The organism is Sphingopyxis sp. RIFCSPHIGHO2_12_FULL_65_19 (assembly GCF_001830555.1).
In the GTDB taxonomy this organism is placed as follows: Bacteria; Pseudomonadota; Alphaproteobacteria; order Sphingomonadales; family Sphingomonadaceae; genus Sphingopyxis.
In genome coordinates this window covers 1-21419 of the sequence record NZ_MIAM01000037.1, presented here as the reverse complement: position 1 = coordinate 21419, position 21419 = coordinate 1, and the positions used below count along the sequence as shown (strand labels likewise).

The 21419-nt window shown below is 66.7% G+C and carries 17 protein-coding genes; 8 read left to right on the top strand and 9 right to left on the bottom strand.

Annotated features, from left to right (window positions below; translation table 11 throughout):
* Positions 1-15: 15 nt before the first annotated feature.
* Complete coding sequence (locus tag A3E77_RS11305) at positions 16-354, top strand: P-II family nitrogen regulator (protein WP_037518110.1); 339 nt, start codon at positions 16-18, stop codon at positions 352-354.
* Positions 355-425: 71 nt separating this feature from the next.
* Positions 426-1838 carry a type I glutamate--ammonia ligase gene (gene glnA, locus A3E77_RS11300; RefSeq protein WP_293645934.1) on the top strand — a complete coding sequence of 471 codons (1413 nt, stop codon included), beginning with the start codon at positions 426-428 and terminating at the stop codon, positions 1836-1838.
* A gap of 85 nt (positions 1839-1923) precedes the next feature.
* Here glnA and A3E77_RS11295 read toward each other — a convergent pair whose 3' ends face one another.
* Both A3E77_RS11295 and A3E77_RS11290 read right to left on the bottom strand, forming a co-directional pair.
* Positions 1924-2577 carry a hypothetical protein gene (locus tag A3E77_RS11295; protein WP_293645932.1) on the bottom strand — a complete coding sequence of 218 codons (654 nt, stop codon included), beginning with the start codon at positions 2575-2577 and terminating at the stop codon, positions 1924-1926.
* A gap of 1 nt (position 2578) precedes the next feature.
* Complete coding sequence (locus A3E77_RS11290; protein WP_293645930.1) at positions 2579-2785, bottom strand: helix-turn-helix transcriptional regulator; 207 nt, start codon at positions 2783-2785, stop codon at positions 2579-2581.
* Positions 2786-2933: 148 nt separating this feature from the next.
* Here A3E77_RS11290 and A3E77_RS11285 point away from each other — a divergent pair, with 148 nt between their 5' ends.
* The 5 genes from A3E77_RS11285 to argJ all read left to right on the top strand — a co-directional run bounded on the left by A3E77_RS11285 (position 2934) and on the right by argJ (position 9352).
* A complete protein-coding gene (locus A3E77_RS11285; RefSeq protein WP_293645928.1) occupies positions 2934-3452 on the top strand; it encodes a hypothetical protein in 519 nt (172 codons plus the stop codon).
* A 112-nt stretch (positions 3453-3564) separates the two neighbouring features.
* The gene (locus tag A3E77_RS11280; RefSeq protein ID WP_293645926.1) at positions 3565-5028 is read left to right on the top strand and encodes a PQQ-dependent sugar dehydrogenase; all 1464 of its coding nucleotides are present in this window, start codon (positions 3565-3567) and stop codon (positions 5026-5028) included.
* Positions 5029-5085: 57 nt separating this feature from the next.
* Positions 5086-6396 (top strand): M20/M25/M40 family metallo-hydrolase, encoded by a 1311-nt coding sequence (locus tag A3E77_RS11275; protein WP_293645924.1) that lies wholly within the window; start codon positions 5086-5088, stop codon positions 6394-6396.
* A gap of 95 nt (positions 6397-6491) precedes the next feature.
* Positions 6492-7925, top strand: a complete 1434-nt coding sequence (locus A3E77_RS11270; RefSeq protein ID WP_293645922.1) for an aldehyde dehydrogenase family protein — start codon at positions 6492-6494, stop codon at positions 7923-7925.
* Between the two features lie 200 nt (positions 7926-8125).
* Positions 8126-9352 (top strand): bifunctional glutamate N-acetyltransferase/amino-acid acetyltransferase ArgJ, encoded by a 1227-nt coding sequence (gene argJ / locus A3E77_RS11265; RefSeq protein ID WP_293645920.1) that lies wholly within the window; start codon positions 8126-8128, stop codon positions 9350-9352.
* A 51-nt stretch (positions 9353-9403) separates the two neighbouring features.
* Here argJ and trxA read toward each other — a convergent pair whose 3' ends face one another.
* The 7 genes from trxA to A3E77_RS11230 are packed head-to-tail and all read right to left on the bottom strand — an operon-like array spanning position 9404 to position 20716.
* On the bottom strand, positions 9404-9724 hold the full coding sequence (gene trxA / locus A3E77_RS11260) for a thioredoxin TrxA (RefSeq protein ID WP_293645918.1): 321 nt from the start codon (positions 9722-9724) through the stop codon (positions 9404-9406).
* Between the two features lie 33 nt (positions 9725-9757).
* Positions 9758-13252: a double-strand break repair helicase AddA gene (gene addA / locus A3E77_RS11255; protein ID WP_293645916.1), complete on the bottom strand. Its 3495-nt coding sequence runs from the start codon at positions 13250-13252 to the stop codon at positions 9758-9760.
* Entirely contained in the window at positions 13249-16221 is a 2973-nt protein-coding gene (gene addB, locus A3E77_RS11250; RefSeq protein WP_293645914.1) for a double-strand break repair protein AddB, read from the bottom strand. The genes addA and addB overlap by 4 nt, the downstream gene beginning before the upstream one ends.
* Positions 16214-16951, bottom strand: a complete 738-nt coding sequence (locus A3E77_RS11245; protein WP_458574441.1) for a nucleotidyltransferase family protein — start codon at positions 16949-16951, stop codon at positions 16214-16216. Before A3E77_RS11245 ends, addB begins: the two co-directional genes overlap by 8 nt.
* Positions 16942-17913: an aminoglycoside phosphotransferase family protein gene (locus tag A3E77_RS11240; protein WP_293645936.1), complete on the bottom strand. Its 972-nt coding sequence runs from the start codon at positions 17911-17913 to the stop codon at positions 16942-16944. Before A3E77_RS11240 ends, A3E77_RS11245 begins: the two co-directional genes overlap by 10 nt.
* Positions 17910-18362: a tRNA (adenosine(37)-N6)-threonylcarbamoyltransferase complex ATPase subunit type 1 TsaE gene (gene tsaE, locus A3E77_RS11235; protein WP_293645912.1), complete on the bottom strand. Its 453-nt coding sequence runs from the start codon at positions 18360-18362 to the stop codon at positions 17910-17912. The genes A3E77_RS11240 and tsaE overlap by 4 nt, the downstream gene beginning before the upstream one ends.
* Entirely contained in the window at positions 18359-20716 is a 2358-nt protein-coding gene (locus tag A3E77_RS11230) for a PAS domain-containing sensor histidine kinase (RefSeq protein WP_293645910.1), read from the bottom strand. Before A3E77_RS11230 ends, tsaE begins: the two co-directional genes overlap by 4 nt.
* 256 nt (positions 20717-20972) lie before the next feature.
* Between A3E77_RS11230 and A3E77_RS11225 the strand changes: the two genes are divergently transcribed.
* On the top strand, positions 20973-21419 hold a 447-nt coding region (locus A3E77_RS11225), incomplete at its 3' end, for a DUF4915 domain-containing protein (protein WP_293645908.1).

The window sequence follows — 21419 nt, the reverse complement described above, 5'->3', positions numbered from 1 at the left end:
AGGGGGACGAAAAGCGTGAAGAAGATTGAGGCGATCATCAAGCCGTTCAAGCTCGACGAGGTCAAGGAAGCGCTGCACGAAGTGGGAGTCAGCGGCATCACCGTGACCGAGGCCAAGGGCTTCGGCCGGCAAAAAGGCCACACCGAACTGTATCGCGGTGCCGAATATGTCGTCGACTTTCTGCCGAAGGTGAAGCTGGAGGTCATCGTCGAGGATTCGATGGCCGAACGCGTTGTGGAGGCGATTGCCGCCGCCGCTCAAACCGGCCGCATCGGCGACGGCAAGATTTTCGTGATCCCGGTCGAAACCGCGCTGCGCATCCGCACCGGCGAGCGCAACGAAGACGCGCTCTAAAATATCCGCTCCCCAACCTGTTCAACTAAACCGGCCGAGCCGGTCATCATCGCAAGAAGGAAGTTCAGACCATGGCTACGAAGCCCAAGGATATCATCGCACGGATCAAGGAAAACGACATCGAGTGGGTCGACCTGCGCTTCACCGACCCCAAGGGCAAGTGGCAGCATTTGACCATGGTCGCATCCGTCCTCGGCGAGGATGAACTCGAAGACGGTCTGATGTTCGACGGTTCGTCGATCGAAGGCTGGAAAGCGATCAACGAGAGCGACATGATCCTCAAGCCCGACCTCGACGCCGTTTATGACGATCCCTTCTCGGCGACGCCGATGCTCGTGATCTTCTGCGACATCGTCGAGCCGTCGACCGGCGAAGGCTATGCACGCGATCCGCGCACGACCGCCAAGCGCGCCGAGGCCTATGTCGCCTCGACCGGCATCGGCGACACCGTCTATGTCGGCCCCGAAGCCGAATTTTTCATGTTCGACGATGTCCGGTTTGAAACCGGCTACAACAAGTCGGGTTTCGAGATCGACGATATCGAACTGCCGACCAACACCGGCCGCGCTTACGAAGGCGGCAACCTGGCGCACCGTCCGCGCGCCAAGGGCGGCTATTTCCCCGTCGCGCCGGTCGACAGCGCCGTCGACATCCGTGCCGAGATGGTCTCGACGATGCTCGAAATGGGCCTGCCCTGCGACAAGCATCACCATGAAGTCGCCGCCGCCCAGCATGAGCTTGGCCTGACCTTCGGCACGCTGACCGAAACCGCCGACCGCATGCAGATCTACAAATATGTCGTGCACCAGGTCGCGCATGCCTATGGCAAGACCGCAACCTTCATGCCGAAGCCAATCAAGGACGATAACGGCAGCGGCATGCACACGCACATCTCGATCTGGGAAAAGGGCAAGCCGCTTTTCGCCGGGAACGGCTACGCGGGTCTCAGCGACATGTGCCTTTATTTCATCGGCGGCGTGGTGAAGCACGCCAAGGCGCTGAACGCCTTCACCAACCCCACGACGAACAGCTACAAGCGCCTCGTCCCGGGCTTTGAAGCGCCGGTGCTGCTCGCTTACTCGTCGCGTAACCGTTCGGCATCGTGCCGCATTCCTTATGGCGCGGGTGCCAAATCGAAGCGCGTCGAGTTCCGTTTCCCCGACGCGATGGCGAACCCCTATCTCTGCTATTCGGCGCTGCTGATGGCAGGGCTCGACGGCATTCAGAACAAGATCCACCCCGGCGACGCGATGGACAAGAATCTGTACGACCTGCCGCCCGAAGAACTGAGCGAAGTCCCGACCGTGTGCGGCAGCTTGCGCGAAGCGCTCGACAGCCTGATGGCCGACCATGACTTCCTGCTGAAGGGCGACGTCTTCTCCAAGGATCAGATCGAAGCCTATGTCGAGTTGAAGTGGGACGAGGTCTATCGGTTTGAACAGACCCCCAGCCCGGTCGAATTCGACATGTACTACAGCGCCTGATCGACCCGATCAGCGACGCGAAGGAAAGGGCGTCCGGTTCGGGGGAACCGGGCGCCCTTTTCCTGTCGCCCGTTTCGCAAAGCTTCTATTGCGGCGTCATCATCCCACGGCGTCCCGCGGCGATGAAGGTCGCGAGCAGAAAAGACCCAAAGGCAAGCGATATGAGGTGGAGTGGATGCGGTGCCGCGGCCAGACCGGCCGCAGCGGCCCCGCCCCAGATCACGCAGACGCTGAGCAGAATATTGCCCGCGATCGCCGACGCATCGATCGTGAGTTGCCGCCACAATTCGTCGAATCCACGCCACAGCGCGATTGAGACCAGCGTGCCTGCCACGAGCAGGGTCAGCATGATCCAGAACGCGGTTGCCGTTGTTACGGGCGCATTTGCGCCATCGACCGTACTATAGGCGAGGAGCGCAAGTGTCGCGCCGATCGCGATGCACGTCAGCGCGCTGCCGCCCATGCTCGCGCGCTCCTCGACGATTTCTTCCGCATCGGCGACGTTCAATAGGCGCTGTCCGATTCGGGCCGGAACGGCGATGCCGAGTCCGACGAACAGGCCCATGAGCAGATAGATCATCCCGACCCCCGCCAATATGATCTGCGGCGGCCGCCAGCCGAGCGCTTCGCCTTCAAGCAATTGCATGGCGGCCAGCATACCGCCAGCGCCGGCAAGGGCACCGACCAACGCCTGAAGCGCCATTTTGCGCCACGTCAAAGCGCGAACTTGCGTCGTCATGTCAATTCTCCGGGATCCAATGGTCGACGAACAACTCGCGCACTTCGAGCCCGAACAGGCGGGCCATGCGCAGCGCAAGCGGCAGACTGGGGTCATATTTGTCGGTTTCGACCGCGTTGATCGTCTGGCGCGAAACGCCGAGGCGCCGGGCCAGCTCGCCCTGACTCCAACCCGCGCCCTCCCGATATTCGCGAACCCGATTTTCCAACGCCGACCCTTTCTGTAAAGAAGTCTTTACAGGCGACACCGTAGGCTGTCAAACATTCTTGACACATGAATGGTCGTCGTCGCGACGATTACGCTTTGGTAAGGCGTGAATGTTAAGCCAAATCCCGCTTTCTTGTGGGGGATTATCGATGCTGCGCATGATCATTCCGGTGCTGGCGATTCTGCTCGCCACCGGCTGCGGCAAGGTGGCCGAACTGGCAAACCAGACACGAACTGTCGCCGCGCCGCGCGAAGAGGTGTTCGCGAAAATGTTCGGCGACGGCAGCGCCTTTTCCGGCCTGCCCCTCGTGACCAATGGCGGATCGACGCGGCTCTACGAACTCGTCGCCGAAAAGGGCGATCCCGAATTTGCGCAGTTGATCCCAAAGGAGCGGCCCGACGCCTATAAGGTCAAGATCGCGGTTGCGATGGAGATCCCGCGTGAGGCGCACCTGATCTATAGCGTCGATGACGGCGCGCTCGCCACCGGGCTGAAATTCACCTTCGAGGACCTGGCGCCTGATCGTACGCGTGTCGCCTTTACCATCGACGAACTGACCGGCGATGACGCGAAGGGGCTCGCGGTGAACCGCTTCGCACTCCGGAACGTGGCCCGTCGGGCGCTCGACAAGCTCAATGATTTTGATGAGGTGAAGGAGCCCGGCTGACGCGCCGTTTCACGGACCCGACGTGGTAAACCGGCGGGGTTGCCGTGCCGATCGCATGATGGCAGTTTATCCGCGGGGGTGGGCTTGATCGCGAAAGGCTGTTGCGATGCGGATGCGCGTGCTTATTGCCCTGACGCCCTTCTTTCTCACCTCTTGCAGCGGCGGAGGCGCCAGTGACGGCGGCACCCCGCCTGCGGCCAATGCCCCGCCCGGCTTCACCTCGCCGCAAACCGCGAGCATCGACGAAAATACCGCTGCCGCCTATCAGGCGACCGCGAGCGATCCCAACGGCGACACGCTGACCTTTGCGATCGACGGCGGCGCCGACGCCGCGCTATTCTCGATCACTTCGGCGGGCGCGCTGCGCTTCAACGCCGCGCCCGACTACGACCTGCCCGGCGACGCGAATGGCGACAATGTCTATGCCGTCCGGCTCCGCGTCAGCGATGGACAGGCCAGCGCGGCACAGGCGGTCAACATCACCGTCACCAACAGCCGCGAAGGCATCGCCGTCGTGCGCGTCGGCACCGGCTTCGACCAGCCGCTCTATGTCGCCCCGATCCCCGGCGACAGCCGCGTCTTCGTCGTCGAGAAGGGCGGCAATGTCTATCGCTTCGATCCCGCCAACGGCACCCGCACGCTCGTGCTCGACATTACCGACATCTCGACCAGCGGCGAACGCGGGCTGCTCGGACTGGCGGCCTATCCCGACCATGCGTCGTCGCAGCGGCTGCTCGCCGTCGCGACGGCCCCCGACGGGACGGTCCAGGTCCGTCGCTACACGCTCGGCCAGCCAAACAGCTCGACCAGCTATGACCTGGTGGTCGGCATCCCGCATCCCGGCGCCGACAACCACAATGGCGGCTGGATCGGCTTCGGTCCCGACGGCCTCGTCTATGTCGGCGTCGGTGACGGGGGTGGGGGCGGCGACCCGAACAACAATGCGCAGAACAGCGATCTCCGCCTTGGCAAGATCCTGCGCTTTACCGTAGGACCAAACGGCAGCGCCTATGCGCCTGCGCCGGGCAACCCCTTCCTGGGCGGCGGAGGCGATCCGTGGGTCTATGCAACAGGCTTGCGCAATCCGTTCCGCGCATCGTTCAACGGCGCGACCCTGATCATCGGCGATGTCGGCGAGGGCGCGGTCGAAGAGGTCGACATGCTCACGACGACGCAGCCCGGCGTCAATTTCGGCTGGCGCTTCAAGGAAGGGACGCAGCCCTATAACGGGACTGCGCCCGGCGGCCTGACCGACCCGGTGGCCGAATATGGGCATGGCAGCGGTCCACGGCAGGGCAATTCGATCACCGGCGGCTACGTCTATCGTGGTCCGGTTGCGCCGTTGCAGGGGCAATATGTCTTCGCTGACTTTATATCGAACAACATCTGGTCGGTGCCATTTTCCAGCCTCGTGCCAGGCCAGACGCTCGCCTCTTCGCGCTTCGCGCGGAGGAACGAGGATTTTGTCCCCGATGCGGGCACGATCGGTTCAGTCGCGTCGTTCGGCGAAGATAGCGCGGGCAATCTCTTTCTCGTCGACATTGGCGGCGACATCTTCATGGTCCGCCCCGGCTGACCGCTTGCGGCCGACGGAGCGACGCGTCACAAGGCGGACATCCAGAGGAGTCGCTCCATGAAATTATTGCCGTTCATCGCCCTTGCCGCCCTCCAACTGGCGCTTGCCCCCACCGCCGCGGCAAAGCTGTCAAAGAGCGAAAGCGGCATGGCAAAAACGGTCGAGGCCGAACAGGATCGCAGCCTCGCGCTGCTCGAAAAGCTTGTGAACCAGAACAGCGGCTCGCTCAATCTGGAGGGCGTCGAAGAGGTCGGGGCGATGATGCGCGCCGAGCTGGAGCCGCTGGGCTTTACCGTGACGTGGAAGCCGATGCGCGACACCGGCCGCGCCGGCCATCTGATCGCGACGCATGTTGGCAAGGCGGACACCAAGCGCCTGCTGCTCATCGCGCACCTCGACACGGTGTTCGAGCCCGACTCGCCGTTCCAGCGCTTTGAACGCATCGGCGACAAGGCAAAGGGGCCGGGCGTCGGCGATGACAAGGGCGGGATGGTCGTGGTCGTCGCGGCACTGCGCGCGATGCACCAGGCCGACACACTGAAGGACGCGAACATCGAATTTCATATGACCGGCGACGAGGAAGATACGGGCGATCCCGCCGAAAAAGCGCGCGCCGACCTGATCGCGGCGGGCCATCGCGCCGACGTCGCGCTCGATTTCGAGGGTCTGGTCCGCGATGGCGGCGCCGACATGAGTTCGATCGCGCGGCGATCGTCCGAAAGTTGGCAGGTCACCGCGACCGGCAAGACCGGCCACAGCTCGGGCATCTTCAGCGCCAACGCTGGCGACGGCGCGATCTATGAGCTCGCGCGCATCATTCACCGCTTTCGCACCGAACTGCCCGAGCCGAACCTGACCTTCAACGTCGGGCTGGTCGCGGGGGGCGAACAGCTGTCGCTCGACGCCGGCAAGATTCGGGCGAGCGCGAACGGCAAAACCAATATCATAGCCGCGAGCGCGATCGCACGCGGCGACCTGCGCACGCTGTCGGCCGAACAGGCGGCGCGGGTGAAAGACAAGATGGCGGCGATCGTCGCCGACCATGCCCCCGGCACCGGCGCGACCCTCGTCTTCGACCCCGGCGGATATCCGGCGATGGCGCCGACCGATGGCAACCGCGCGCTGCTGACGCGGCTCAACGCGGTCAACCGCGACCTTGACCTCGCCGAAATGGCCGCACTCGATCCGCTCAAGCGCGGCGCCGCCGACATCAGCTTCGTCGCACCGCACGTCGATAGCCTGGCCGGGCTTGGCCCTTATTCGACGGGCGATCACGGTCCCGAAGAGACGGTCGATATCCCCAGTATCGTACGCCAGGCGACGCGTGCTGCCATATTGATGTCACGACTTTCCGCTGAAAAGCGTTGAGCTGTCGCAATTGGCAGTTGGCCTTTGCTTGATTCGTCCGCCACAGTGATTAGGTAGCAATCCAAGACGGATTCACCGCCGATGGGAGACAAGACATGAGCACCGAGACGCACCTCAAGCAGAATTACATCGGCGGCCGATGGGTCGACAGCAAGGGCGGCAAGCTCCACGACGTCATCAACCCTGCAACCGAAGAAGCGGCCTCCACCGTTGTGCTCGGCACCGCGGCCGACGTCGACGACGCCGTTGCTGCGGCGAAAGAAGCCTTCAAGAGCTTTTCGCAGACGACGCGCGAGGAACGTCTCGACCTTTTGAACCGCATCGTCGAGGAATATAAGAAGCGCGCGCCCGACCTCGCCAAATCGATGGCGAGCGAAATGGGCGCGCCGGTCAGCTTTGCGGGCACCGCACAGGTCGGCGCCGGCATCGGCGGCTTCCTTGGCACGATCGCTGCGCTCAAGGATTTCAGCTTCACCGAAAAATATGCTGCGGGCGTGATCGCCTACGAACCGATCGGCGTTGTCGGCATGATCACGCCGTGGAACTGGCCGCTCAACCAGATCGCGCTGAAGGTCGCCCCGGCGCTCGCCGCTGGCAATACCATGATCCTGAAGCCGTCCGAAGAATGCCCCGGCAACGCCGTGATCTTCGCCGAGATTCTCGACGCTGCGGGTGTGCCGCCGGGCGTGTTTAACCTGGTGCAGGGTGACGGCCCGACCGTCGGCAACGCGATCAGCGCGCACCCCGGCATTGAAATGGTCAGCTTCACCGGATCGACCCGCGCGGGCATCCTGGTTGCCAAAGCGGCCGCCGACACCGTCAAGCGCGTCCACCAGGAGCTGGGCGGCAAGTCGCCGAACATCGTCCTGCCCGACGCCGATTTCGCCGCGGTGCTGCCGCCGACGGTACAGGGCGTGCTCGTCAATACGGGGCAAAGCTGCATCGCCCCGACCCGCATCCTCGTCCAAAAAGAGCGCGAGGCCGAAGCCGTCGGCGTCATCAAGGCGATGTTCGACGGAACGCAGGTCGGCGACCCGCAGGCCGAAGGCGGCCACATCGGCCCCGTCGTCAACAAGGCGCAGTTCGACAAGATCCAGGGCCTGATCCAGTCGGCGATCGACGAGGGCGCGACGCTCGAAACCGGCGGCACCGGTCTGCCCTCCAACGTCAACCGCGGCTATTATATCAAGCCGACCGTTTTCTCCGGCGTCACGCGCGACATGCGGATCGCAAACGAAGAAATCTTTGGTCCCGTCGCGACGATCATGGCCTATAGCGACCTCGACGAAGCCGTCGATATCGCCAATGATACCGAATATGGCCTGTCGGCAGTGATCTCGGGCGACCCCGCCAAGGCGGCTGACGTGGCGCCGAAGCTGCGTGCGGGCATGGTCGCAGTCAACGCTTGGGGGCCCGGCCCGGGCGCGGCGTTCGGCGGTTACAAGGCGTCGGGTAACGGCCGAGAAGGCGGCGTGTTTGGCCTCAAGGATTTCATGGAAGTGAAGTCGATCAGCGGTATTCCGGCGTAAATCGTAAATCCTCCCTGCGGCGAAGCCGTGGGGAGGAGGACCGCTCGCGAAGCGAGTAGTGGACGGGCGGGCGTCACAGCTCCTCCGTCAGCGGCTGCGCCGCTGCTACCTCCCCATTGCTGCGCGACAGGGGGAATCATCTCCCTTCCCGTAGACGGGAGGGGTTTTGATTTGGACGAACTGCGATTATGCGCACCCCCATGACCATGCGCTCGCCCCTCGCCCCCTCCGCCTTCCCCGCCCTCCCCGACATTGCCGGGGTGACGCGCCGTGTCGCGCGCGCGCAATACAAGGATTGGGACCGCTGCGACCTCACTTATGTCGAGCTGACCCCCGGCACGACGGTTGCAGGCGTCTTCACGCGCAATGTCTGCTGCTCGTCCGAAGTCGAGCTCGGCCGCGAACAGGTCAAGGGCGGCACCGGCCGCGCGCTGATCGTCAACGCGGGCAACAGCAATGCCTTTACCGGCTATCGCGGCCGCGAAGCGGTCGAACAGATCATGGCACAGGTTGCGGACCACCTCGGCTGCGACGCGGGTGAAGTCTTTGTCAGCTCGACCGGCGTGATCGGCGTGCCGCTTCCCAAGGACAAGGCGCGCGCCGGGGTCGACGCCGCGCTCACCGCCGCGCCCTGCTCGTGGGAAGCCGTCGCCGAAACGATCGGCACCACCGACACTTTCGCCAAGGGATCGGCCGCCAGTGCAGTGGTCGGCGGGACGACCGTCCACGTCGCCGGGGTCGTCAAGGGATCGGGCATGATCGCCCCCGACATGGCGACGATGCTCGGCTATATCTTCACCGATGCGGCGGTCGCGCCCGCGCTGTTGCACGAGATGCTGAGCGAAGCGACCGGCGGCAGCTTCAACAGCATCACCGTCGACAGCGACACCTCGACCAGCGACACCGTGCTGCTGTTTGCGACGGGGCAAGCGGGCAACGCGGTCATCACCACGCGCGACGATCCGGGCGCCGACGCGCTCTACGCGGCTATTCGCAGCGTCGCGCTCGACCTCGCGCATCAAGTCGTGCGCGACGGCGAAGGCGCATCGAAATTTATCGAGATCGAGGTGACGGGCGCGAACAGCGACGACAGCGCCAAACGTGTCGCGCTCGCTATCGCCAATTCGCCGCTGGTGAAGACTGCGATCGCGGGTGAAGACGCCAATTGGGGCCGCGTCGTTATGGCCGTCGGCAAAGCCGGCGAGCCAGCCGACCGCGACCGCCTTGCGATCCGCTTCGGCGACCATTGGGTGGCGAAGGACGGGCTTCCCGTCGACGGCTATGACGAAGCGCCGGTCGCCGCGCATCTAAAGGGCCTCGAAATTCGCATCGGCGCCGACCTTGGCCTCGGCGATGGCCGCGCGACCGTGTGGACGTGCGACCTGACCCATGGGTACATCAGCATTAACGCCGATTATAGGAGCTGACGTCAAATAGCATCGTCATCCCGGATCAAATCCGGGATGACGACGGAGAAGTCAGAGAGCCCCTTCGAGCCAGCCCTTGAGCGCGCTCTTCGGCGCCGCACCGACCTTGGTGTCGGCGATCTCGCCATTCTTGAACAGGATCATCGTCGGAATGCCACGCACGCCATATTTGCCCGGCGCGTCAGGATTTTCGTCGATGTTGATCTTGGCGATCACGACCTTACCGGCGAGTTCGTCCGAAATCTCTTCGAGCGAAGGGCCGATCATCTTGCACGGCCCACACCATTCGGCCCAGAAGTCGACCAGCACGGGGGTGTCGCTGTCGAGCACGTCGTTCTGGAAGCTGGCGTCGGTAATGGCTTTCGTACCCATAGTTTGAACTCCTGAAACTCTGTTGACCCCAAGCTAAGGCGTCGGCGCGTCCGGCTCAAGGGTGGAACCCGGCAAATTCGCCTTGGTTGCGAGCAAGCCGGGCTTGTGCGCATCGAGCAGCGCGTCACCGAGCACAATCCAGCGGGGCCCAGCGGTGTAAAGGAGTGCCGCCTCGACGCGGCGACCTGGGAATATCACGCGCAGCGCGTCGCGATAGGCCGCCATCTGCCGCAGATAAGCCGGCGCCACCGCGTCGGCCGCGACGGGCACGCGCCGCCCGGTCTTGTAATCGACCACCATCACCGCATGGTCGGTGACGCGTAGCCGGTCGACGATGCCCGCGACAACCATCCCGTCGACCACCGCCGACAGCGGCACTTCGGCCAAGCTGCCGGGGCCGAACAGCGCGGCTTGCGCCGGATCGTCGACGATGGCGAGCACCTCATCGACCATCGCCTCGCGCGTGGCCGCATCAAGCGCGGGTACCTGCACCGCCAGCCAGCACAGCGCGCCCTGGCGGCGGCGCTCTGGGGCAACCGGGGGCAACCGCTCGAACAGAGCGTGAAGCAGCAACCCGCGCTCGACCGCATTAGCACGTTCGGTTCCCTGTGGCGGCACCGCGACATCATCCGCGCCAAATGCCGACGGCGCCAGCGGGCGCGGCGGGCGAGCCTCCTCTGGCGCGGCGCGCGTCGCCCATCCGGGCAATATAGGCGCGGGCGCCGCAAGTTTCGTCGCCTTGTCCTTCTTTGCCCATCTGACGCTATTGGCGCGGTGAACGCGGCGCTGGCCCCAATGCGGTCCGGCGGCTTCCCATTCGGCGCCCATGCCAGATAGCACGCCCTCCGCCGCTGCGTGCCAGCTTCCCACCGGGATCGTCCGGTCGGCCTTTTTCGTCATTCCAGCCACGACCAGAATTTCCTCGGCGCGGGTCATCGCAACATAGAAAAGCCGCCAATGCTCCTCCGACGCCGCATCCGCCGCCCGCTGATACGCCTCGGCCAGCGTGCCGTGCCTCTCGTCGGGGGGGAGGGGGAAGATTGGGAGCTTTTCCCATGCCGCCACCCCGACGGTGAACGGACGGTGCCCGAACACGGGATCGTCGGTCGCGTCGGCGAGGATCACGATCGGCGCCTGCAATCCCTTCGAGCCATGGACCGTCATCACCCGCACGACGTCGCTGCGCGCTTCGGTCTGGCGCTTGATGTCGGCACCGCTGCTTTCGACCGCGGTCAGGAACCCGAGCAGCGACACCGTCTCGCGCGTCTCGAAGGCCAGCGCCTGGTTGAGCAGTTCGTCGATCGGATCGCGCGCCTCGCGCCCCAGCCGCGCGTAGAGCTTGCGCCGTCCGTCGAGCGGCCCCGACAGGATGGTTTCGAGAAAGCGGAAGGGCGTGGTGAAGTCGGCCGCGCCGAGCAGCGCGCGGAGCGCCGCCATCGTCGCCGCCGGGACATCGCCTTCGGTGGCGCGCAAATGCTCCCAAACGGCCGCCCGCCCGCGTTGATGGGTGCGCGCATAAAGCTCGTCCTGCGTCCAGCCGATCAGCGGCGAGACGAGCAGCGCGGCGAGGTTGAGGTCGTCGAGCGGCTGCACCGCAAAGCGCATCGCCGCGATCAGGTCCTGCACGCCAAGCGGCTGGGTCAGGGCAAAACGGTCAACACCCGCGACGGGCACGTGCAAAGCCTGCAACCGCGCGACGATCCGTGCCGCAAGGTCGCGGCGACGGCGCACGAGGATCATGATGTCGCCCGGCGCCACCGGCCGCCCATCCTTGCCGTGCGCGATCCAGTCCTGCACCTCGCCCGCGATCGCCTTGGCGAGCCGCATCGAGGCAGGATCGGACGCCGGCGCGCTCGCGTCGGCGCTGTCCTCGTCGTCGCCGCTGTCCTCGGCAGCGGCATCGAGCGCCTTGCCGACGGGCAGCGGCTGCCACAGTTCGACCTGTCCCGCCTGCGCCTCGCGATGCGGCTGATGCGGCGGTTCGTCGCCTTCAAGGCCCATCATGGCCGCCCCGCCGGCCGCGAGCCACGCATCGACGACGCCCAGCACCGCCGGGGTCGAACGATAATTTTTGACCAGGTCGACCTGGTGCAACGGGCGGTCGCGGCCCTCGCTGTAAAGGCGGAATATCTCCTTTGCTTTGGCGAAGGCGGCCGGTTCGGTCCCCTGAAAGCCGAAGATCGCCTGCTTGCGGTCGCCAACGACGAAAATCGTCCGCACCATGTCACCCTTGGCGCTTTCGCCCGCGAAAAATTCGCGCGCGAGCGCCTCGACAATCCCCCACTGGCGCATGTTCGTGTCCTGCGCCTCGTCGACCAGGATATGGTCGGTGCGCTGGTCGAGCTTGAAACGCACCCATTCGCCAAAGCTGCTGACGCGCAGCAACGATCCCGCCAGCGTGATCAGATCGTCGAAATCGGCGAGCCCCTGCTCGCGCTTCGCCAGCGCATAACCCTCGGCAAAGCGACTGCCGAGCTTCCACGCCGCGGCCAGGTCGTCGGCAACGCGCATCGCCGCAGCGGTGGCGACCAGGTGCCGCGCGGCATCGACGATCCGCACCGCGCTGTCGACGCAATCGGTCATCTTGCCCTTGTCGCCCGCGAAATCGGCGCGCAGCTCGCCCTTGCCCGTCAGGAAGCAACCGAGCAGTTCGCCGAGCATCGCGGCGCGCGCCGCAGCATCGGCGATCAACCAGCCAACCATCACGTCCGAACAGGCCAGCCCGGTCTTCGTCCCCCAGTCCGCGCCGCTCGTCGCGACCGCCCGGATGTCGGCGTCAGCGATCGCCCCTGCGGCTATTTCGCCCGCCAGCCACATATCGGGATCGCCGCCCGGCAGGTCGAACGCCGCGCGCAGGTCGTGCGCCGACGGCGGCAAGGCCGCGTGCGGGCCACCGAACGCCGCGGCGCAGCTTGACAGGAAGGCCAGCGCCGCGTCTTGCCCCAGCCGCCGCGACAGCATCGCCGCCGCGTCGCGCAACGTCGCGCGCTCGTCGCTCTGTTCGAGCAGGTCGCCCAAAACCTGCCGCTGCAACGCCCCCGCCTCATCCTCCTCGATCGCGCGAAAGCCGGGGAGCAGCTTGGCTTCGAGCGGAAAGCTCGCGAGCAAAGTCTGGCAGAAACTGTGGATCGTCTGGACGCGGATCGCGCCGCCGGGGCTGTCGATCACGGTGGCAAACAAGGATCGCGCGCGCTTCACAAGCGCGGGAACCGCGACATCGTGACCCAGCATGTTCAGGTCGAAGCCCAATGCCTGCAAGTCGAGCCGCAAATCGCCGTCGTCCATCCGCACCCAAGCCGCGAGCCGTTCGTGGATGCGATGCGCCATTTCGGCCGCGCCGGCCTTGGTGAAGGTGATGCAGAGGATCGCTTGCGGAGACACGCCGTCGAGCATCAGCCGCAACACGCGTGCCGACAGCACCTGCGTCTTGCCCGTCCCCGCCGACGCACCGAGCCAGACATGGCTTTCGGGATCGGCGGCCGCCCCCTGCCGCGGGTCGAGCGTCGCGAGGCCGGACGGATTGTTCATGCGCCCTCCTCGCCGCGCCCGAACCATTCGTCGCGGCGCATCAGCTGGTCGTAATCGCCATAACCCGCACCATCGCCCGGCCCGAACGGCGCGTCGCCGAACAGATAGTGCGCCGCGAGGTCCGCCAGTGCGTCGGCGGCATGGTCAATGGCCGCGTCGGCGCTTTTGAGGTCGCTGCGCGGTCCATAGCTGTTCGACACCTTGCCCGCGCCGCCGGCGCGGCGATCGGGGCGCAGGCTCCAATATTCGAGCGCGCCGACCGTTGCCGCATCAATACCCTTCATCCCGCCTTCGCGCGCGATCAAGCCGAGCAGGCCGAGCTGGTTGTCGAGCTTGTCGAACGCCGCCTTCGCACTCGGCGCGCCGCCCGATTTATAGTCGATGATCGCAAGTTTCCCGTCCGCATCGCGGTCGACCCGGTCGGCCTTGCCGTGCAGTGTCACCCCGTCGACGGCAATCTCGCCCTGCACCTCGACTGCGATCGGCTGGCGGTCGTCCGCATCCCACACCCGACCGGCGGCCCAGCGCAGCGCCGGTTCGATGCGCGGCAACCAGAAGGCCCGCGCGATAGCGTCGAGCGCGGGGTCGTCGCGCAACGCGGCAAGTTCGCTCTCGAAACCCGGTTTCGTCGCGCCGCCGCGCACCCAATCCTCGAACAATTTATGCACGCGCGTTCCGCGCCAGCGCGGATCGGGCGCAGCGCTGAGCGGATCGAGCGCCGACAGGCCGAGCATCTGGTTGGCGTAAAAAGCAAAGGGATCGCGCGCGAGCCGGTCCACGGCGGTCACGCTGATCCGGCGCGGGCGATCCTTGGCGGGCGGCCGCGGCGCGGGTTTCCCCGCCGGCTGGGGACGCCCCGCGGGCAGATCGAGTTCGGCGGCAAGCCGCGTCAGCACCGCACCGCCCGGCGCCGGGTCGGGCAGGTCGCCCGCGAGCGCGGCGAGCCGCAACCAGAAGCGCGACGCGACCGCCGGATCGCCACTGCTCCGCTGCGCGCGCGTCACGACGATCTCGCGCGCCGCGAGCGCGCTCGCGAAATCATGCGCCGCCATTCCCTGCTGGCGTTCGGGTGCGGGCAGGCCAAGCAGTCGCCGGATGCCCGGCGCGAGCCAGGGATCGGGCTGCGTCGCGGCGGGCCAGCGCCCCTCGTCGAGCCCGCCCAAGATCATCAGGTCGGCGCGTTGCAAGCGTGCCTCGAGCAACCCCCAGTTGAACAGCCGCGGATGCCCGCCATAGGGCGGCCGCACGCTCGCATCGCCGAGCAATTGCCTTAGCATGTCGGGGAAATCGGACGGATCGACCAGCGCCGGGCCATCGCCCCGCGCCAGCGCCCACTGGTCGAACAATTCGGCGAGCGCGCGCCCCGCCGGTCCCGCCCAGACGGCATCGCCGGTCAGCCATTCGGCGCCCGTCTGCAACGCCGACAACAAGGCCGCGGGCGGCGCCGAACGCGACGCGAACGGCGCGAGCGCCGCCCCCAAGGCCGCCGACACAGCATCCCACCACGGCTGCAATTCCACTGCGCGCCCATGGCCCCGCGCCTTCGGATCGGCGACGCGCGCCGCGATGCGCGCACTGACCCCATCCCATCCCGGCGTCATGCCCGGATCGCGCAGGACAAGGTCGAGACGGCGGAGCTGGTCGAGCCACGCCGTCCGCCCCTCGCCCCTGCGCACCAGCGGATGCCCGAGCAGCGACACCAGCGCGACCGGGTCGAAATCGGCCGCAAGCTTTGCGAGCAACAGGATCAGCGCCCCCGGCGGCGTCCTCGACAAGGGTTGGCCTGCACTGTCGTCGACCAAAATGTCCCAGCGCGCGAGCGCCGCGGCAACGCGTTCGGCCAGTCCGCGGTCGGGGGTGACCAGCGCGGCGGTGCGCCCCGGCGTTTCGACGGCGTGGCGCATCAGCAGCGCGATCCCCTGCGCCTCTTGCCCGTCGTCGGCGAACACGGCGCCCGAAATCCCCGCCGTCGCCGCCGCCAGGTCGCCCGCCGCCTGCCACTGTGCGGTGTAATCGGCGGGCGCGAAGAGCAGCGACACGAACGGCGTGCGCGCGGCGGGCCCGTCGAACGGCGACACCGCGTCCCATTCCGCCACCTCGTCGCGGGACACGCCCATGCGGTCCAACAGCAGCTTCAGGTGATATTGGGGATGCGTTTCCAGCGGCCGCGCGGGATTTTCAGGATCGGACCGTGTCGGCCCCAGCGCCTCCCACTCCTCGGCCGCCATGACCTGATCGATGCCGGGCAGCACAACCATGCCGCGATCCATATCGGCGACCACACGCAGCAGGCGGGCGATCGCCGGCGCCGCGGTCGTGATCCCCGCGGCGACGATGAAACGCCCCGGCGGTGCGGCGCGCCATGCCGCGGCCACCCGGTCGAGCAGGCGATTGCGCCGCTCGGCCCGGTCGATCCGGCCTGCCTTGGCAAGAACGCCCGGCCAATGATCGACGAGCAGGCGGAGGCGCGCCAGCGAGTTTTGCCAATGCTCCGCAAAGGCGCCGAGGTCGAGGTCGACCAGATCGGCCGCCGTCATCTCTTCGTAGCGAAGCTGGTCGATCACCCGCGCCAGCCCGTCGGCAAGCTGAAAGGCGGCCGCCCCCATGATCGGCGGCTCGTCGGCGGGCGTATATCGTTCGATCAGTTCGGCGAGCAGCAGGCGGCGGCGCAACGGTTCGATCGCGGGCGGGACGGGATCGTCGTCGATCGCATCGAGCGCCAGCGCCACCGATTCATCCAGGTCGGCATCGCCGATCACCGCAAGCCGCGGCATGAGCAGTCCCGCACCGCCCGCCCGCACGAACGCCGCCTGCACCGCGCTGCGCGCGCGATTGCTCGGCAGCAGCACCAGCCCTTCGGCGAGCCCCAGCGCATCGTCCGCAAAGCGGTCGATCAGCCCGGCGGCGAGGGCGTCGGCAAAGGCCCGGTGGACCGGGATCGAAAAGACACGCGGTTTCGCGTCAGCCATCCGTCAGTGCGGCTTCGGTCGGCGCGATGCTCGCCGGCGTGCCGACGTCGAACCATTGCCCCATGTGCGACAGGCCATACAGGCGCCCCGCCGCGATCGCGCGATCCCATAATATATTTGTCGAAAAGGCGCCCGCGGGCGCATCGTCGAGCAGGCGCGGCGATATGAGCTGGACGCCGGTATAGACGAAGGGCGCGATCCGCCCAGGCTTGCGCCGCGACAGGCGTCCCGCGGGGTCCATGTGAAAATCGCCGCGGCCGCCGTGGCCCGTTGCGCTCGCCTGCCGGATCAGCAACAGCAGCGCATCCATGCGGTCGCCGTCCCAGTGCCGCGCGAGATGCCGGATGCTGTCTTCCGGTCCGTCGGTCCAGATATTGTCGCTGTTGACGATCAGCATCGGGTCGCCGCGAAGCTGCGGCAGCGCCTTGACCATCCCGCCGCCCGTTTCGAGCAACAGGTCGCGCTCGTCCGAAATCGCAATGCTGAAACGGCGTTTCTGCGCCGCGAGATGCGCTTCCAAGGCGTCGGCCAGATAATGGACGTTGACGACGACATGCGCGATGCCCGCCGCTTCGATCCGGTCGAGGCTGTGATCGATCAGCGGCTTGCCCGCGACGCGCACCAGCGGCTTCGGCCGCGTCGCGGTCAGCGGGCGCATCCTTTTGCCCAGCCCCGCCGCCATCACCATCGCGCTTTCGATTTGCACGCCTGCCTTGCCCGTCACGTCCATGCCTCCGCCCGTTTGGCAGCGGGGACATTGGCGTCGAACCATTGCCGGACGGGGACAAGCGCCGGATGCGAAAGGTCGCGTTCGAGCAGGCCCCACATGCGCGGCTGGAAAGCACGGTAATGCGGTTTGTTGTCGCGTTTCCACAGGCGGACGAAAACGCCCAGGATGCGCGTGTTTCGCTGTGCCGCCAGCGCCCAATAGGCCGCGTCGATATCCTGTCCGGTCGCCCGCTGGTAACGCGCCAGCATGTCGGCTTCGACCGCCGGGCTGACGTCGCGCCGCGCATCTTCGAGCACCGAGGCAAGGTCATAGGCCGGATGGCCGATCAGGGCGTCCTGGAAATCGAGCAGGCCGTAATGCGCGATCCCGTCCCTGCCGCCCACCAGCATGATATTTTCGGCGTGGAAATCGCGCAGCACCGTAACGCGTGGCAGGCCGTCGGCCTCCACCGGCGCCAGCACCCGTTCCCACGCGGCGCGGAACGCATCGCGATCGACCTCGATCTCCAGCGCCGGACAATACCAGTCGCTGAACAGCATCACTTCGTCGAGCCATTGTTCGAGCCCGTGCACCGGCAGCCCCGCCATCGCCGGCCGCGCGTGAAGATGGATCAACAGGTCAGTCAGTCCGGCGTAATAATCCGCCTCGACATGCAGCGTTTCATCGACGGTTTCGCGCAATCGCACGTCGCCGAAATCCTCGATCAGCAGCAGCCCCCGCTCCAGATCACGCGCGATGATCGTCGGGGCGTTGAGGCCCTGCTCGCACAGATATTCGGCCACCGCGATGAACGGACGCGGGTCTTCGTGCGGCGGCGGCGCGTCCATCAGCACCGCTTGCCGCGCGCCGTCGACGACGCGAAAATAGCGGCGGAACGACGCGTCGCCGGCAAGCGGCAAAATCTGGGCATCGCCCCAGCCATGCGCGGCGAGAAAAGCCGGGGCATGGGCGGGCGGAATCATCGGAGCGGCCATCTTGCTCCCCAAGCGGGCGGCACCGATGCTGTCAAGACGCGCGCGTCGCCCTCACCCGAAATCCTGAGCAGCAGCGCGTCCTGCCAGCCGTCGTTGCCCAGCCGTTCGGGCCATTCGATCAGCAGCGCCCCGTCGTAAAGATAGTCGTCGAGGCCGAGTTCGATCAGGTCGTCCGCGTCGTCGATGCGATAGAGATCGACGTGCGCGATCGGCAGGTCGACTTCTGGCGGCGCATAGGGTTGGACGATCGCGAAGGTGGGGCTCGGCGCCTCGCCCGCCAGCCCGCGCGCCTTCAGCATCGCGCGCGCCAGCGTCGTCTTGCCCGCCCCCAGGCCGCCCGAAAGCAGCACGACATCGCCCGCCGTCAGCGCCGCGCCGATCGCCGCGCCGATCCGGTCGGCTTCGCCGAGATCATAATGCAGCGAAAAATCCGTCATGCGCCGCGCGGCAGGCTGATCCGGACGAGCGTTCCCTGTCCCGGCTCGCTGACCACTTCCATCGTGCCGCCGTGCGCCGCGACGAGCTGGCGCGCGAGCGCCAGGCCGATGCCGCCGGTGGCGGTGCCGGCCTGTTGCCCCCTGGCGACCGCCGCCGCCGCTTCGGGCATTCCCGGGCCATTGTCGGACACGATGATGTCGATCCCCCGCGCATCGCCGTCGGCGTGGAGCAGCACGCGCGCGCCCGATTTGCGCGACGGCGCGGTAAAGCGCACGGCATTGTCGAGCAGCCCTGCGACAAGCCGCGACAGCCGCGGTGCATCGCCCTCGATCGTGCCGAGGTTCGCCGCGATATTGCCGACCAGTTCGACCTTCTCGCCGTCGGCAAAGGGCTTGGCATCGACGAGCGCGCTTTCGAGCAGCGGACCGATGGCGACCGGCGCGCGTTCGACCACGAGCGTCCCGGCCTCACCCTGCGCAAGGTCGAGCACATTGTCGATCTGGCGGCCGAGAACGCCGACCGAATCCATGATCGCGTCGATATAGGCGCGCTGCTGGTCGGCGAGCTTGCCGGCATAGCCCGCCTGGAGCATCTCGCCAAAGCCGCCGATCGAGGTCAGCGGCGTGCGGAGTTCATAGCTCATCCGCGACAGGAAGGCGGTCTTGGCCTTGTCGGCCGCCTCCAGCGCCTCGTTGCGTTCGCGCAGCGCCCCTTCCATTTTCCGGCTCGCGGTGATGTCGAGCATGATCAGCAGCGCATTGCCGTCGGGCAACGGGATCGACGCGAAATCGAAATGGCGTCCGTCGGCAAAGCGCACCTCGCCGACGCGCTGTTGCCGTTCCAAAGTCGCCGCGCGAATCACTTCCTGCACGATGCTGATCTGGTTGGGTTTCGCCAGCCGGTCGGCCAGTCCGCCCATCAACGCGTCAACGCGCGGATGCGCCGCCAGCGTCGGCTCGTCGACCCCCCACAGACGGCGGAAACGCTGGTTCCACAGATGCAGCCGCCCGTCGGGGGCAAACACCGCCACCGCCTCGAACAGATTGTCGAAGGTCGCGGTGCGCACGCGCAGCAGCGTGTCGCGCGCGCCCGCCAGCTGCACCTGTTCGGTCTTGTCCTCGGCGATCAGCAGCAGCCCGCCATCGGGGGTCGGCTGCGCAACGACGTGGAGGTGGGTGCCGTCGCGCAGCAGCCAATCCTCTTCGCTCGCTTCGGCCTGCGCGAACCAGTCGACGTGCCCCTGCCGCCATTCGGGATAGTTGCGCACTTCGGGGGTGCGTCCGCCCTCGCGCCAGGCGTCGAGCAGCCGCGCGAACGGCCGCGCCTCGGCGACATCGTCGGCTTCCAGCGCGAACAGGCGCCGGAAAGGCAGGTTGGCAAAGGCAAGCCCCTGGTCGGGGCCGAATTGTGCCACCGCGGCGGAAAGCCGGTCCAGCAGTTCGCGCTGGGTATCGGCAAAGCGGCGATGCGCGCCGCGCTCGCTTTCGAGTTCCTGGATGTCGATCGCATAGCCCGCGATGCCGATCACCCGCCCGCCCTCGGGCGCGAGCGGCACATCGACGACGCGCATGATCCGCCGCTCGCCCTCGATCGTCACCGGGATGGTGCGAAGCTGCGCCGATCCGGCAATGCGCGCCTCGTCAGCGGCTTCGGCGGCGCTCACCCCCGCGACCGTTTCGCACAATTCGATCCCGCCATCGATCACGGCCACCGCGCTTTTCGCCTCGACCGCGCGGACATAGGCGCGATTGACGAGCGCGAGGTTCAGATCGGTGTCGCGGAACCACATCGGGAAAGGCGCTGCCTCGATCAGCCCCGACAGCGCCTCGAACGCCGCCATCGCCTCGTCCCGCTCGCTGCGCGCGAGCGCGAGCGCCTGCTGGCCGTCGGTCGCGTCGCTGAGCCACAGGAGCACGCTGCCCGCGCCGCCGACCGCCTGCGGCGCCGCGGCGCCATGGACGATGATCGTGCGATGGCTCGCCTCGGGCTTCAGGCTCAGCACAAAGGGCTTGGCGCCGCGCTGGGCGCCGAGAATGGCCTGGCGCAGCGCGGCGTGCCCCTGCGCGTCGAGCCCGCTGCCAAGCCCGCGCAGTTCGTCGAAATTGCGCGGTCCCCGTTCGAGCCCCAGCCAGCGCCCAAGCCGCTCGCTCGCCTCGATCCGCCAGTCGGCGCGGACGATGACGGGAAGCTGCGGCGACGCCTCGACCAGACTGGCGAGCCGTTCGGCCTGCCCGGCGACAAAGGCCGAACGCCGCTGCATCGCGATGCCGCGGCCAACCGCCCATAATCCGGCCAGCAGCCAGAGCGCGGCGAACAGGCCGAGCGCGAACAGCGACGTCGACGAAAGCGCCATCAGATGAGCGCCGCGAAACGGATGGGATGGGGGCCGGGGCGGATTGCCATCTATCCGCCCTATCGACTGTCCCCGACGGTTTCAATCGTTCGGCGTCGGGCGCGGCAACGCCCGCTGCGCGGCGCCGATGCGGCGGCCGCCGCCGACATCACGCTTTCCATAATGCTTTGCAGCCATCGGCGGGCTGACGTAGACGCGGACGACGAGATGAAGCCTGCTTTTAATGGGATCATCGCCCACCGGATGAGGAGGATGCGTGCAGGACCCAAAATTGTCGGCACTGGCCGCCGCGATCGCCGATCCGGCCGGTCACGACCCCGGCGATGCGCCGATCGCGATATCAGCAGGCCTTGCCGACTGGATGCTCGCGCAGCAAATCTCGCTCGCCTTTACCTCCTACCAGACCGGCCAGCTGATCGTCGCGGGGGTTGGCCCCGACATGCGATTGTCGTTCAATCAGCAAAATTATGCCCGCGCGACCGGCCTTTGTTATGATCGGGGGCGGTTGCTGGTCGGTTCGATGTTCCAGATATGGCGGCTGGAAAACATGCTGCGCCCCGGTCATTACGCCAACAACGCCTTCGACATGGCGCTGGTGCCGCGAACCGCGCACACCGTCGGCTATGTCGATACGCACGAGCTGGCCTTCGGCGGCGACGGGCAGATCATCTTCGTCAATTCGCGCTTTTCCTGCCTCGCGACG

Bases quoted from the DNA above. Each gene is read 5' to 3' on its own strand.
- glnA (WP_293645934.1), top strand. From the start codon at position 426: ATGGCTACGAAGCCCAAGGATATCATCGCACGGATCAAGGAAAACGAC.
- A3E77_RS11295 (WP_293645932.1), bottom strand. From the start codon at position 2,577: ATGACGACGCAAGTTCGCGCTTTGACGTGGCGCAAAATGGCGCTTCAG.
- A3E77_RS11285 (WP_293645928.1), top strand. From the start codon at position 2,934: ATGCTGCGCATGATCATTCCGGTGCTGGCGATTCTGCTCGCCACCGGC.
- A3E77_RS11280 (WP_293645926.1), top strand. From the start codon at position 3,565: ATGCGCGTGCTTATTGCCCTGACGCCCTTCTTTCTCACCTCTTGCAGC.
- A3E77_RS11275 (WP_293645924.1), top strand. From the start codon at position 5,086: ATGAAATTATTGCCGTTCATCGCCCTTGCCGCCCTCCAACTGGCGCTT.
- A3E77_RS11270 (WP_293645922.1), top strand. From the start codon at position 6,492: ATGAGCACCGAGACGCACCTCAAGCAGAATTACATCGGCGGCCGATGG.
- argJ (WP_293645920.1), top strand. From the start codon at position 8,126: ATGACCATGCGCTCGCCCCTCGCCCCCTCCGCCTTCCCCGCCCTCCCC.
- trxA (WP_293645918.1), bottom strand. From the start codon at position 9,724: ATGGGTACGAAAGCCATTACCGACGCCAGCTTCCAGAACGACGTGCTC.
- addA (WP_293645916.1), bottom strand. From the start codon at position 13,252: ATGAACAATCCGTCCGGCCTCGCGACGCTCGACCCGCGGCAGGGGGCG.
- addB (WP_293645914.1), bottom strand. From the start codon at position 16,221: ATGGCTGACGCGAAACCGCGTGTCTTTTCGATCCCGGTCCACCGGGCC.
- A3E77_RS11245 (WP_458574441.1), bottom strand. From the start codon at position 16,951: ATGGACGTGACGGGCAAGGCAGGCGTGCAAATCGAAAGCGCGATGGTG.
- A3E77_RS11240 (WP_293645936.1), bottom strand. From the start codon at position 17,913: ATGATTCCGCCCGCCCATGCCCCGGCTTTTCTCGCCGCGCATGGCTGG.
- tsaE (WP_293645912.1), bottom strand. From the start codon at position 18,362: ATGACGGATTTTTCGCTGCATTATGATCTCGGCGAAGCCGACCGGATC.
- A3E77_RS11230 (WP_293645910.1), bottom strand. From the start codon at position 20,716: ATGGCGCTTTCGTCGACGTCGCTGTTCGCGCTCGGCCTGTTCGCCGCG.